This window comes from Psychrobacter sp. 1176_08, from assembly GCF_052850615.1.
On sequence record NZ_VXCU01000001.1, the window covers coordinates 373,530 to 386,239 of the forward strand.

Genomic DNA, 12,710 nt, shown 5'->3' on the forward strand with positions numbered 1-12,710 from the left:
AGGTCCTCTTCCACGTCTTTTTTTATTTCAATGATCATGCAAACTTTACTATGCTCAATGACAAGATCCATTTGCAAATACGAAATTCGCCCTAATATTATTAGTATTGTCTTGTTTTAAATAGAGATAGAAATCAATACAGAGTAATTATTATGAAAAACAACATTGATGATAAAAATCAAGCACTTGCTAGAATTCGTCTTGATAAATGGCTTTGGGCAGCACGTTTTTATCGGACGCGTACGCTTGCTAAACAGGCCATCGAAAGTGGACGGGTGCACTATGGTGGTAGCCGGGTGAAAACCAGTAAAGAGATTGCGGTCGGTGATGAATTAACGATTCGTCAAGGTTCAGCCACTGCGATGACTGAAAAAACCGTCATCGTTGAGGCGCTATCTGCCCAACGTGGTAATGCCGATGCGGCTCAAGTCTTATACTCAGAGACTGAGGAAAGTGAAACGCGCCGCGCTTATTATGCCGAGCAGCGCAAACTTGCCAACCTTGCCAGGCCCGACAATAAACCCAATAAAAAAGAGCGCCGTGACATTCAACGGTTTAAAAGTAAGCAAGATTAAAACCATCAAAAACTTACATCACGCTATCAGATGACCCTATTGTTCAGCCTCTGCCCTTGCCATTCAAGGCATTACACGTTACGCTGATAGCTGTTTTTAATCGATTGCATGTTAATAAGGGCCACATACGTTACGTGGGTTTCTTATGGCATGTTTTTTTTGTTATGAAAGGTCATATTATGCTGCTAAAAACTTGTACGCCATCGTCGGTACTGTTGGTTTGCTTAGGAAATATTTGCCGGTCTCCCACTGCTGAGGAGATTTTTCGTCAGCAAGCAGCCATTGCTGGCTTATCGATTAAAGTAGATTCAGCAGGCACAAGTGATGGTCATGTAGGCTCTGCACCTGACGAGCGCTCACAACGACATGCAAAGTCGCACGGTTATAAAATCAATAAATTGGTCGCGCGTCAAGTAAGTGATGATGACTTTCGAAATTTTGATTTAATTTTGGCAATGGATGCGCAAAACTTAGCTGATTTACAAGCCATGAAAGAGCGTTTGGAAGGTTCAGAAGATGATTTGGCTAAGCTTGCCTTGTTTAGTGAAGAAGATCCTACATATAGCGGTGACGACGTTCCAGACCCTTATAAAGGCGATAACGATGACTTCGAAGAAGTGATTGAACGTATTGAATCAAGTGCTCAAGCTTGGATTGAGAGTTGGAAAGCTTGCTAGGCTTGAGTATTAATTTATGCGCCTTTTATGTTTTGTATCCTTTATAATAAGTGCCGCATAGTTTGCCATTTATTCGCCACATAGGCTCTGTTATGACCTCAACTTTACATTTCGATAGTAGCGCTCAGCCTACCATAGACATTGATTTTCCAAACAGATTACTTTCTGAGTCATCGGTGGATTTATCGCATAGTAATACAATGGCATTGGCTTGTGCAGCTGGGTCGGTCGTAGAATTAACAGATGAATCGCAGCTTGACGTTTTTATGGCAAGTTATAAAGACATTATAAGTCAGAAGTCATTATTTGTACTTTCTGGTGGCAGCAATGTCTTATTGCCAGCGCAGCTAGACGCAATCGTCTTACAGCCGAAAATGCGCGGTATTACTTTGGTAGCGCAAACCGATGAGTACGTTGACATTGAAGTCATGGCGGGCGAAAACTGGCATGACTTGGTGGTACATACGGTAAGCCAAGGCTGGTATGGACTGGAAAATCTTGCACTGATACCTGGTCTTACTGGAGCGGCTCCTGTACAGAACATCGGTGCTTATGGTGTTCAGCTAGAAGATTGCTTAGAGTATGTACGCGCTTATCATTTACCAACCAAAACATGGCATCAGTTAAGCACAGCTGATTGCGAGTTCGGCTATCGTGATAGTATCTTTAAACGTGCACCCAATATGTGGTTAATCAGTTGCGTTGGGTTTAGATTGCATACTGATGTCAACAAAGTCTTAGCCAGTTATGGAGATGTAAAAACAGTTGCACAGCGCTATGCTGAGCAGCAAGACCGTACGCAAGTGACTCCTGTAGATGTGATGCAGGCTATCATAGATATCCGTCAGCAAAAACTGCCCGACCCTAAACACCTACCGAATTGCGGTAGCTTTTTCCAAAACCCTATCATACCTCAAAAGCAATTCACCCAATTACAAACCACCTACCCTGCTATCGTTGGCTACCCCATGCCTGATGACATGGTCAAAGTTGCAGCAGGATGGCTGATTGAGCAAGCAGGATTAAAAGGTGGCGGCATTGCACCCATCGTTACTCATCAACATCAAGCCTTAGTACTGACTAATCACACGCCTTATCAAGCAACCCAATATGACGTGGCAACCTCTCAAAAATATATCGCCACGGTTATTTTTGAAAAATTTGCCATTCAATTATCACGTGAGCCAGTTTGGGTAAATACGGATGGCTCAGTTGGATATGATGAGTATGTGGCGTAAATCGTCAAGATCCAAAAGACGGTCATCTAAACAACCGTTATCTAAAAGACTGTGGCGGTATTATTTGCGTTCAGCTGAACGCATGATGAAGCTGTTTCGTATTATCAATATTACTTTTGTGCTTGGTTCAACGACGGTTATTTTAGTGATTATCAGTTTATTCACACCGTTGTTTTCTCAAACGATTGTTTATCTATTTACTCTGCTACCGTTACCTAAAGTGTCTGGCATGGCAATGACTTCGCCACCGACTGCTTACGTAGTATTGGGAGGAGGATTAACCAATAATAATAACAATCAAATCATCCTCAATAACTACAGTCTCAATCGTGCTCGTACGGCTGCCAGCGCCTACCATGACTTGCCTTTGCCGATTGTGTTGAGCGGTGCTGAAGCACCATGGCTCGGTCAATGGCTTATTGAGCATGGCATCGATGGACTGATTAGCGAAAATGCCAGTATGAATACTTGCGAAAACGCGCGCTTTACTGCCAAACGTATCCCTCTGCATCATGTGTATCTCATTACCGATAGCTACCATATGGCACGCGCACGTAGACAATTTGCTTTAAATGGTATCAATAGTACGCCGCTTAGTGCTCCTTTGCCTGTCGATCGTGATTGGATAAAACCTGCACAAAACCTGAGCCATTCAAGACGTGCTGTTTATGAAGTTGCCGCCTATTTGCGTGATGTGATACGACCGCAGGTAGATTGCCGTCAGGCTAGAGACGTGACTTCACAACAGTTGCTAACGCCAAGAGGTGATGCTGAAAAGACAACGGCTGAATAGTGGCAAACGTTGGTCTACAAAAGCATATTTTATAATACTCATTTGCCTCACATTCATCACCACACTGACAATGGGTGTATAATGATCAGGGAAACCGCTATTTAAGAGAGTTACCATGCTCAGTATATTTTTACTAATTCCATTAAGTCTCATGCTGTTTGTGGTTGCTATTTGGGCCGTACGATATGCCGTCAAGTCAAATCAGTTCGAAGATTTGGACAACGCCTCACAACGTATCATCTTGGACGACCGCCAAGAGCGCAGGCAAACCATGCAAGCTCATACGCATGTAGAGCCTACTACCCAGAAGAGCGAGCTGACTGTGACGAACATCAATAACCCAGAATCAGACAGTACCGGTACAGAACTCGCCGATCACGCTGATAAAGAAAAAATATCAAAACTTTGACTGTAATCTGTCCCCCTCTTTCATTGAGCTACTTATCATACTTTTTGACTAACTCTCAAAGACATTATTAGGTTTTCTTTTTTAGGAGATGCCCTCTATGACCACAGCTTTACTTGTTGCCGCGTTACTCATGGGGTTTTTTGGCTCTCCGCATTGCCTAGGTATGTGCGGCGGTCTTGTAACCGCATTCGGGTTATCGATGAAAGATTCAAGCCCAGCCAAACGTCGTGCGCTGGTTGCCACTTATCATATTGGGCGTTTGGGCAGTTATGCATTTTTAGGTTTGATCGCAGGCTTGATTGGTACGACTGTGCTAGAGCCATTGATGACTGGTAACAATCTGCCACGTATTTTATTGGGCTTAGTACTGGCCTTTGTTGGCGTCACCATGCTTGGTGCGCCGTTTTTGAATAAACTTGAACGGTTTGGTATGCGTTTTTGGCAGTACCTAAGCCCCCTTCGTCAAAAAGTATTCCCATTAAACACCTTTCCACGTGCTTTGACTGCGGGTCTGCTTTGGGGATTTTTACCTTGTGGTTTGGTATATGGTGCATTACTTATCGCTGTGGTTGCTCATAATCCTATAAGTGGTGCGGCACTCATGTTTGTTTTCGGTTTGGGAACAGTGCCGATGCTTGTAGCCACTCATGAAACCGTTGGCTGGTTGCGTGATAAAATTGGACGTTTCCGTTTAAGACAACTCAATGGTGCTGTGCTAGTGATATCTGGCTTAGCAGTTGTATTTACGCCCATCGTCATGTCTAGTATGCATGGTGGACACAGTCACGGTGGCAGCCATACAACTATGGATCACAGTAGCCATTCTGATATGAGTCAAATGAATCACGATATGAACCCAGAGATAGATCATAGCATGCATGATATGAGTGATGACACTGAGACGATGCATCATGCTCATTGATTTTTAGAGAGTGTCTATAACGCCAATTTTTTCTATGAATAATAAAAAAGTTCCTACTCTCGCTTCTGATAGTAGGAACTTTTTTATTGAGTACCGTTATTTTATAAAAATTACTCTTGCCACTGCTCAAGCGCAAACTTAGTCTCTAAGTGATCTTCTAACGCTGGTATATTAAAAGCATCATCTTCACTCACAAAGCTGATACTAATGCCTTTTTGTCCAGCGCGACCAGTACGTCCAATGCGATGCACATAATCGTCTGGTTGGTCAGGCAAAGTATAATTGATCACATGACTGATATCATCGACATGAATACCGCGACCTGCTACGTCCGTCGCCACTAAAACTGAGGCATGACCATCTTTAAAACGCTGTAGATATTTTTCACGTTTTTGTTGAATGACGTCACCCGATAACATGACAATTTTATGGGCTTGGCGCAGTTTATGGTAAAGACGTTTGACTTGATCTTTGCGATTGGCAAAGATAATCACTTTTTCTACCGTAGCATCATTAATAATGCGCTGCAACGCTGTTAGCTTTTGATCTTCCGTTAATAAGTAAAAATGCTGATCGACCAACTCACTGGTTTTGTGCTCAGGTTCAATCTCAACAAACTGGGGTTCATGTAACCAGCGGTAAGCTAAATTCATCACGTCTTGGTTGAAAGTCGCCGAAAATAATAAACTTTGACGATCCGTATTAGCTGGCATTCGGCCTACTAGGCGTTTGATATCTGGGATAAAGCCCATGTCAAGCATGCGATCGGCTTCATCTAATACCAGCACTTCCACACGATCTAAAAAAACCATGCCCTTATTAGCAAGATCAATGAGACGGCCAGGCGTTGCTACTAGAATATCAACATATTGACGATCAAGCTCATGCTGCTGATTTTCATAATTGGTTCCACCCATGATGCACACACTATGAAGTGAGGTGTACTTAGTCAAGGCAAGACAATCTTCAAATATTTGCTGAGCAAGTTCACGAGTGGGTGCCATGACCACGGCACGTGGCTCTCCTAAGTAGCGTTCTTCATCGCTACCAAAAGGACGCTTAAGTAGTGCTTCCATGATAGTCAATAAAAACGTTGCCGTCTTACCAGTACCCGTCTGTGCCTGCCCAATAGCATCTTGGTTTGCCAAAGTATGAGGCAGTATTTTTGCCTGAATAGGGGTCAATTCCGTAAACCCCAAGTCATTGATGGCACGTAACGTTGCAGCTGACAGTGGCAAGTCAGTAAAGGTCGTAAAATTACTCAAAAAAATATCCTTTTAAATGAATGGCTACTTATTATTGATTATAAATAGGTGTTGAATAATCGGTTGTCTTACTTTGCAACAGAAACAATGATGAAAACGCCATTTGATCTGCACATCATTGACAAACATAGGAGCATAAAAAAAGTCAAACCCAATACCTTATTCTACCGAGTACATTGATTTTACTCAACACAGGTAAGATAAGCTGGGCTTGACTCAGTAGTATATCAGTAGTGTATACAGACAATATAGCGAAACCGCTGTAATGACTGAATAGATTACTCTCCTACTTTTCTGACTTCTTCAGCTTGAAGGCCTTTATCGCCTTCAACTACGCTAAACTCAACCTTTTCACCGTCTTTCAAAGAACGATAGCCATCACCTTGAATCGCACGGAAATGGACAAAAATGTCTTCTCCACTGTCACGTTGAATGAAACCAAAGCCTTTTGAGTCATTAAACCACTTAACGATACCTTGCTCACGAGCTGACATAATATTGCTTCCTAAAAAAGTCCGCTTAGCCCCAAATTCCTTTGCAACATTGCATACAAACGGGATCTAAGATTATAAAATCAAAAACTTAAGAGTACTACTTTTACCATCATTATTTGCGTAAAGCCGTCGTCTTAAAGAGTTGTTCTTATAACCAAAAACTCTCTTCTTCAAAAGCTCATCATAATGATAGTAACAAACTTGCAATAAATATTGCGTAAAAAATATCATAGCACGGGTTTTTAGCAACATAAAGACTTTTAATCTGTTTTTTATTCTTTATTTTATTTACGCCATAATTTTTTTATAACCTTATGAGCAAGCTGCTATCATAAAGAGACATACTATTAAATTACCTCTTTTTACTTTTTTATCATCGATATATTTCACAATGCATTATAATTTACCCTCACTGCGCAACTGTTATAGAGAACATTATGACAACCCCTTCTCAATCTGCATCAAGTACAGAAACCTCGGATCAACACATCACTAAACACCTTACCCACAAATTGCTGCTGATTAATGGCGTCAATTTGAATTTGCTGGGTAAGCGTGAGCCTGAGATTTATGGTCATACAACGCTTGTAGACATTGAGAAACGTTTAATAGCTCGCGCTGCTGAGTACGGTATTGAGTTGATTTGTATACAATCAAATCATGAAGGCCAGCTGGTTGATGAAATACAGCATTATGGATTACTGGCCAATGCAACCGAGCAAGTGGATGCGATGATTATTAATCCTGCCGCCTTTACTCATACCTCGGTGGCGCTACGCGATGCACTGCTGGCCACACAAAAACCCTTTATAGAAGTACATTTATCTAATGTTCATGCGCGCGAGCCTTTTCGCCATCATTCTTATTTGAGCGATGTCGCTGTTGGTGTTATCTGCGGCTTGGGACATTTGGGGTATCAAATGGCATTAACGTATTGGCTTGATAATCTTTACTCTGTGGATATGAACGATATAGATACTCATAACTTCAATCGTAACGACTGATATCAGTAAAAGATTAGAGCTTGCATTAGATAACTTTTTTATCAGCACATTAGTTAAACAGCAATCATCTGGTTAAAGTATTAGAATTACGGCTGAGCAAACAATCCACTATATGGTGATATGAATGGCAAAATCGTCTGGAAAGCGCTTTATGAAACTCGCTGGCATGACAGCAAGTATTGCCGGTAAAGCAGCTAAAAACTCATTTAAGCATCTCTCAAGTGACGAAGAAAAACGCTTACAAGCGCGCTCAGAGCTAATGCAAGACGTGGGTATTCAGATAGCCGAAACCTTGGGAGAAATGAAAGGCGCAGTCATGAAGGTGGGACAAATTGCATCACAATATAAAGATGTGTTCCCCCCGGAAGTGGCTACTGCACTAGAAAAACTGCAAAAAGATGCACCGCCCATGCCTTATGCGCAAATACGCGTACAAGTAGAGCGGGAACTAAAAGCACCCATAAAAGAGCTGTTCAGCGAATTTGAAGAAGTGCCCTTTGCCGCCGCATCTATTGGACAAGTGCATAAAGCCATTTTGCCATCTGGACAAAAAGTGGTGGTAAAAGTTCAGTATCCTGATGTGGATGAAAACTGCGATAGCGACCTAAAACAAGTCCGTATGGCATTGAAAATCGCTGGTGTGCTCAACATGAGCAAACAGCTACAAGAACAACTATTTAATGAAATTCGCCAAAGCTTGCATGACGAGTTGGACTATATTAAAGAAGCCCATAATTTACGAGTGTTTGGGGCTTTTCATGCAGATGATGAAGGACTTATCATCCCTAAAGTTATTACCAGTCACTCATCCAAGCGCATTTTGACTTTGACTGAAGAGATGGGCGAAACCCTGACAATTGCTGCAACTTGGAATAACGACATTAAACAAAAGATAGCTGAGCGATTGTTCCACTTTACCGCAGGGCAACTATTTGGGTTGTATCGTATGCATTGTGACCCACACCCAGGTAACTTTGCTTTTCGAGAAGATGGCAGCGTCGTGGCTTATGATTTTGGTGGGATTCGTAGCTATAGTGATAGCGAAGTTCAACTGTTTCGTCGATTCGCCAAACATGCCATCAAAGGTGATGCAACGGCACTTGAGCAGGACTTGATTGCCTTAGATATCCGCCGTGATGATGATAAAAACATACCGGGAGAATTTTATGAAAAATGGTTATCTATTGGTCTAAAACCTTTGTCTATTAAGCCTTATCATGAGGGCGATTTTGATTTTGGTAGCAGTCAGATACATCACGAAGCCATTGCACAAATGCGTACCTCTTTAAAATACTTTGGACAATTTCAACCTTCTGCAACCACTATGATGTTAGATCGCACCATATCAGGACAGTATTGGAACTTAGTTAATCTAGGGGTTAAGATTGACCTATCGCCATTCGTTGATGAGTATATTGACGTATAAACGATAATTGCGCCTCTAAACGTTAGACGAATACTAGTGCCCCTATCTAGACATGTAATGCATGACCACAGCGATCACAAAACTCTGCCCCTATAGCATGCCCAAACTTACCACAGTTTGGACAAGTAACTGGATCGAGCTGCGGACGCATGTTACGCGTCAACTCTGAGGTAAAGATACCGGTTGGTACCGCAATGACAGCATAACCTGTAATCATGACCATCGTTGCAATGGCCTGACCAAGTGGCGTTTTCGGTGAAATATCACCATATCCCACTGTGGTTAACGTCACAACTGCCCAATAAATAGAGATTGGAATACTTGTAAAGCCGTTTTCTGGTCCTTCTACCACGTACACGATAGAGCCATAAATAGTCACCAAGAGAACAAGCGATAAGAAAAATACCGTTATCTTTTGCTGACTGGTTCTCAGTGCTGAAGCCAAAAAACCTGCTTGCTGCATATAAGCTTTGAGTTTGAGGACTCGAAACACGCGTAAAAGACGCAAAATACGTATGACGATAAGATACTGCACGCCACCAAAGACAAGGCTCAAATAACTGGGTAAAATGGACAGTAAATCTACAACGCCAAAAAAACTAAATACGTATCGAAAGCGATTGGGTGCCGAAAACAGCCTTAATATATATTCAATCGTGAACAAAATAGTAAAAAACCATTCTGCATAAAAAAATATCGTCCCATATTGCAAACGTACAAACAACACACTGTCTAACATGACCACGCCCACACTGGCCAAAATTGCAATGAGCAACACAATATCGAAAAGCTTGCCCAAGCGGGTATCCGTACCTTCAATAATGATATGAATGCGGTTACGTAAGTGTGTGATGGCTTCAGCAGTTGGTTGTTTCATAGAATCCGTACGTCGTAAAATCAATGGCTTGATAATAAGCAATGACTTAAAATATGATGAATAAGGCCAAGTTAGTTAAAATACACGAAACTGGTTTATAATATTACTGACTTATCGCCGTTAATATAGTTTATAAGTTGCCACAGTGTAGCAAAAAAGCACTTCTAACAACATACAAATCGTTAACACATAGGTAGCTCTATTACGTTAAATACACGGATATTCCGAGTAGGAAACGCGCGTTTGAGTATTTATAAGTGTTATTAATCGGTTTTTTAAGCATAAAAAATAATACGCAAAAATTAAGGATGTTATATGGCAGGCCATTCAAAATGGGCAAATATCAAACACCGTAAAGCCCGTCAGGATGCGGTAAAAGGTAAAATATTTACCAAAATTATTCGTGAAATTGTTTCTGCTGCCAAGCAAGGTGATCCTGATCCGGATAAGAACCCACGCTTGCGTGCTGTCATCGAAAAAGCATTGTCAGTCAATATGACCCGAGACACCATCAATCGCGCTGTCGATCGTGGTACTGGTGGCGGTGATAACGAAAACATGGAAGAAGTCAGCTATGAGGGTTATGGGGTTGGCGGTGTGGCAGTATTGGTTGAGACTATGACTGACAATCTTAATCGTACCGTTAGCGAAGTACGTCATGCATTTACAAAAAATGATGGTAATTTGGGCACATCAGGATCAGTGGCTTACCTATTTACCAAACGTGGTGAAATCAGTTTTAATGATACCAACTTAGAAGAAGACGTCATGCTGGTTGCACTAGAGGCTGGCGCGCTCGATATCGAAAATGATGGCGAAACATTGATGGTCATCACTGAATGGGAAAGTTTTGGTCAAGTTCAAGACGCGCTTAATGCTGCTGGTCTTGTCTCTGACAATGCAGAAGTGACTATGTCACCCTCAACCACAGCTGAAATAGACAATGTGGAAGATGCCGAAAAAATCCTAAAAATGATCGATATGTTAGAAGATGCTGATGATGTGCAAGAAGTTTATACTAACGTTAACTTCTCTGCTGATGTAATGGCACAGCTTGAGCAATAAGTTTATTCAATCATTGGTTGTTACTCACAAAAGAGGCCAAACGCCATAAACGTTCGGCCTCTTTGTATTTTACGACTGATAGCTGTTGGTGATAACTCAACTCAAACTAGACTTTGCAGGTAATTCCTTCTAGCGCTAATAAGTACTCTTTCTTATCCAGTCCACCTGTATAACCACCAAGTTTACCATCACTGCTGATGACTCGATGACAGGGAATAATCACGCTGAAGGGATTTTTACCATTGGCTTGCGCTACTGCACGAAAGCCTTTGGGATTATCTACACGCTGAGCAAGAGTGGCATAACTAATAGTCTCGCCATATCCAATCTCTTGCAGTGCACCCCAAACTCGCTGCTGAAATGCTGTACCCGCACTGGTATCAATTGGCAAGTCAAAGTCACTACGCTGTCCTTGCATATAATTTTGTATCTGAGCAATGCTTGCCAGCAATACCTCTTGTTCTTTGTCATTGGACTCTAACTGATCAGCAGCGATAAATGTCACCTCATCGACATCAAATTTATAATGCTTTGATAAAGCTTTGAGTTTGATTTTATCTTGCCAGTGCTCATCAAGCGCAAGCCAATTACACCAAATCAGCTTTGCCGTATTGTTGATGACATGGCTTGCCAGCAACAAAGCAGCCTTAGGTGATGAGCTATTATTGTGAACGATATCGGTTAATACAACGCTAGTAACGATCATATACTGACTCCTGTCCTATTATTTGGTTGCTGGCAGTTTCGCTAATTACTCTTTATCGTCTGTTTCAAACAATGCGGCGACGAACTGTTTTGGACTAAAGGCACGTAAATCATCAATCGATTCGCCCACTCCAATATAACGAATAGGTACATCGGTCGTCTCAGCAATATTGAAGACCACCCCACCTTTAGCCGTACCATCTAGTTTGGTGATGGTAATACCCGTCAATGGTACCGCTTTATTAAACAATTCAACTTGGTTAATTGCATTTTGACCTGTGCCAGCATCAAGAACAATCATACCTTCGTGCGGTGCGCTTGGATCCGCTTTACGCATGACTCGTACCACTTTCTCCAGCTCAGCCATCAGATGCGTTTTGTTTTGCAGACGTCCTGCCGTGTCTGCGATTAGCACATCGATATTCTTTGCTTTGGCAGACTGCATGGCATCAAAGATAACAGAAGCACTATCAGAACCATGACCTTGCGCTACAACTGGGATGTTGTTGCGCTCACCCCAAATCTGTAGCTGCTCGGTGGCCGCCGCGCGGAATGTATCACCTGCCGCCAGCATGACTGATTTGCCTTCACCTTGTAAACGCTTGGCAAGCTTGCCGATAGTCGTGGTTTTCCCCACCCCATTGACCCCCACCATCAAGATAACAAATGGTTTTTTGCTGGTATCAATCACGAGCGGCTCAACTTTGGGGGTTAAGATATCAACCAACTCACTTTGTAATGCTTTATACAATGAATGGGCATAGATCAGATCGCCACGGGCCGTCTGCTCAGTTAAGCTTTTGATAATGCGATTGGTGGCATTGACACCAATATCGGCAACCAACAACTGATCTTCAACTTCTTCTAAAAGCTCATCATCGATCTCTTTACCACCGATAAGAATACTGACCATACCTTCAGCCAAATTCTTACGTGACTTACTAAGCCCCGTTTTCATACGATTAAACCAGCTGCCTGATTTTTTATTTTCTTGAGTCTCTTGTGATTCTACAGCAGGGTTTTCTAGTTCTGGCGCTTTTGGTGGGTTGTCCATAGGCGCAACGCTTGGCGTATCCCCTAACTGCTCTTGTAACGGCATTGCTGGGATAGAAGGCATAGCATTAACATTAGCGTTTACTGCTACATTTGTTTCTTGAGTATTTGACTTGGTATCTGAAAAGCTTTCAAATGTATTGTAGGGTGCATTCTGTCCTTCTGTCATACCAACGGGAGTACCCAAAGCGATACTATTAGATTCAT

General features: G+C 42.1%; 14 protein-coding genes. 9 read left to right on the forward strand and 5 right to left on the reverse strand.

All coding sequences use genetic code 11. The features are described 5' to 3' along the window. The first annotated feature begins 152 nt into the window (after positions 1–152). From FW759_RS01460 to FW759_RS01485, 6 genes are all read left to right on the forward strand, one after another. On the forward strand, positions 153–575 hold the full coding sequence (locus FW759_RS01460) for an RNA-binding S4 domain-containing protein (protein ID WP_062844689.1): 423 nt from the start codon (positions 153–155) through the stop codon (positions 573–575). A 179-nt stretch (positions 576–754) separates the two neighbouring features. After that, a complete protein-coding gene (locus tag FW759_RS01465; RefSeq protein ID WP_062844690.1) occupies positions 755–1,252 on the forward strand; it encodes a low molecular weight protein-tyrosine-phosphatase in 498 nt (165 codons plus the stop codon). Between the two features lie 200 nt (positions 1,253–1,452). Then, a complete protein-coding gene (murB, locus tag FW759_RS01470) occupies positions 1,453–2,490 on the forward strand; it encodes a UDP-N-acetylmuramate dehydrogenase (protein WP_446442119.1) in 1,038 nt (345 codons plus the stop codon). A gap of 64 nt (positions 2,491–2,554) precedes the next feature. Next, on the forward strand, positions 2,555–3,283 hold the full coding sequence (locus FW759_RS01475) for a YdcF family protein (RefSeq protein WP_446441971.1): 729 nt from the start codon (positions 2,555–2,557) through the stop codon (positions 3,281–3,283). A gap of 115 nt (positions 3,284–3,398) precedes the next feature. Next, entirely contained in the window at positions 3,399–3,692 is a 294-nt protein-coding gene (gene ccoS / locus FW759_RS01480; protein ID WP_446441972.1) for a cbb3-type cytochrome oxidase assembly protein CcoS, read from the forward strand. Positions 3,693–3,789: 97 nt separating this feature from the next. Beyond that, the gene (locus FW759_RS01485; protein ID WP_131397749.1) at positions 3,790–4,614 is read left to right on the forward strand and encodes an urease accessory protein UreH domain-containing protein; all 825 of its coding nucleotides are present in this window, start codon (positions 3,790–3,792) and stop codon (positions 4,612–4,614) included. Positions 4,615–4,724: 110 nt separating this feature from the next. Here the strand turns inward: FW759_RS01485 and FW759_RS01490 are convergent, their stop codons facing one another. Both FW759_RS01490 and FW759_RS01495 read right to left on the reverse strand, forming a co-directional pair. Further along, complete coding sequence (locus FW759_RS01490; protein ID WP_446441973.1) at positions 4,725–5,879, reverse strand: DEAD/DEAH box helicase; 1,155 nt, start codon at positions 5,877–5,879, stop codon at positions 4,725–4,727. A gap of 278 nt (positions 5,880–6,157) precedes the next feature. Then, positions 6,158–6,373: a cold-shock protein gene (locus FW759_RS01495; protein ID WP_062844694.1), complete on the reverse strand. Its 216-nt coding sequence runs from the start codon at positions 6,371–6,373 to the stop codon at positions 6,158–6,160. Positions 6,374–6,810: 437 nt separating this feature from the next. Between FW759_RS01495 and aroQ the strand changes: the two genes are divergently transcribed. Further along, positions 6,811–7,377 carry a type II 3-dehydroquinate dehydratase gene (aroQ, locus tag FW759_RS01500; protein WP_446441974.1) on the forward strand — a complete coding sequence of 189 codons (567 nt, stop codon included), beginning with the start codon at positions 6,811–6,813 and terminating at the stop codon, positions 7,375–7,377. Between the two features lie 124 nt (positions 7,378–7,501). Next, positions 7,502–8,803: an ABC1 kinase family protein gene (locus FW759_RS01505; protein ID WP_446441975.1), complete on the forward strand. Its 1,302-nt coding sequence runs from the start codon at positions 7,502–7,504 to the stop codon at positions 8,801–8,803. A 46-nt stretch (positions 8,804–8,849) separates the two neighbouring features. Here FW759_RS01505 and FW759_RS01510 read toward each other — a convergent pair whose 3' ends face one another. Further along, entirely contained in the window at positions 8,850–9,680 is an 831-nt protein-coding gene (locus tag FW759_RS01510) for an ion transporter (RefSeq protein ID WP_062844697.1), read from the reverse strand. 315 nt (positions 9,681–9,995) lie between these two features. Here FW759_RS01510 and FW759_RS01515 point away from each other — a divergent pair, with 315 nt between their 5' ends. Next, on the forward strand, positions 9,996–10,745 hold the full coding sequence (locus tag FW759_RS01515) for a YebC/PmpR family DNA-binding transcriptional regulator (RefSeq protein ID WP_062844698.1): 750 nt from the start codon (positions 9,996–9,998) through the stop codon (positions 10,743–10,745). A 106-nt stretch (positions 10,746–10,851) separates the two neighbouring features. On the opposite strand, the gene FW759_RS01520 is transcribed toward FW759_RS01515, so the two are convergent. Together FW759_RS01520 and ftsY are read right to left on the reverse strand one after the other, a co-directional pair. After that, on the reverse strand, positions 10,852–11,451 hold the full coding sequence (locus FW759_RS01520) for a methylated-DNA--[protein]-cysteine S-methyltransferase (RefSeq protein ID WP_084387301.1): 600 nt from the start codon (positions 11,449–11,451) through the stop codon (positions 10,852–10,854). A gap of 45 nt (positions 11,452–11,496) precedes the next feature. Then, positions 11,497–12,672, reverse strand: a complete 1,176-nt coding sequence (gene ftsY / locus FW759_RS01525) for a signal recognition particle-docking protein FtsY (RefSeq protein ID WP_446442120.1) — start codon at positions 12,670–12,672, stop codon at positions 11,497–11,499. Positions 12,673–12,710: the final 38 nt, after the last annotated feature.

Coding starts and splice junctions, on each gene's coding strand:
- FW759_RS01510 (WP_062844697.1), bottom strand. CDS start 9,680: ATGAAACAACCAACTGCTGAAGCCATCACACACTTACGTAACCGCATT.
- FW759_RS01485 (WP_131397749.1), top strand. CDS start 3,790: ATGACCACAGCTTTACTTGTTGCCGCGTTACTCATGGGGTTTTTTGGC.
- FW759_RS01505 (WP_446441975.1), top strand. CDS start 7,502: ATGGCAAAATCGTCTGGAAAGCGCTTTATGAAACTCGCTGGCATGACA.
- murB (WP_446442119.1), top strand. CDS start 1,453: ATGGCATTGGCTTGTGCAGCTGGGTCGGTCGTAGAATTAACAGATGAA.
- ftsY (WP_446442120.1), bottom strand. CDS start 12,672: ATGACAGAAGGACAGAATGCACCCTACAATACATTTGAAAGCTTTTCA.
- FW759_RS01460 (WP_062844689.1), top strand. CDS start 153: ATGAAAAACAACATTGATGATAAAAATCAAGCACTTGCTAGAATTCGT.
- FW759_RS01520 (WP_084387301.1), bottom strand. CDS start 11,451: ATGATCGTTACTAGCGTTGTATTAACCGATATCGTTCACAATAATAGC.
- FW759_RS01495 (WP_062844694.1), bottom strand. CDS start 6,373: ATGTCAGCTCGTGAGCAAGGTATCGTTAAGTGGTTTAATGACTCAAAA.
- ccoS (WP_446441972.1), top strand. CDS start 3,399: ATGCTCAGTATATTTTTACTAATTCCATTAAGTCTCATGCTGTTTGTG.
- aroQ (WP_446441974.1), top strand. CDS start 6,811: ATGACAACCCCTTCTCAATCTGCATCAAGTACAGAAACCTCGGATCAA.
- FW759_RS01465 (WP_062844690.1), top strand. CDS start 755: ATGCTGCTAAAAACTTGTACGCCATCGTCGGTACTGTTGGTTTGCTTA.
- FW759_RS01515 (WP_062844698.1), top strand. CDS start 9,996: ATGGCAGGCCATTCAAAATGGGCAAATATCAAACACCGTAAAGCCCGT.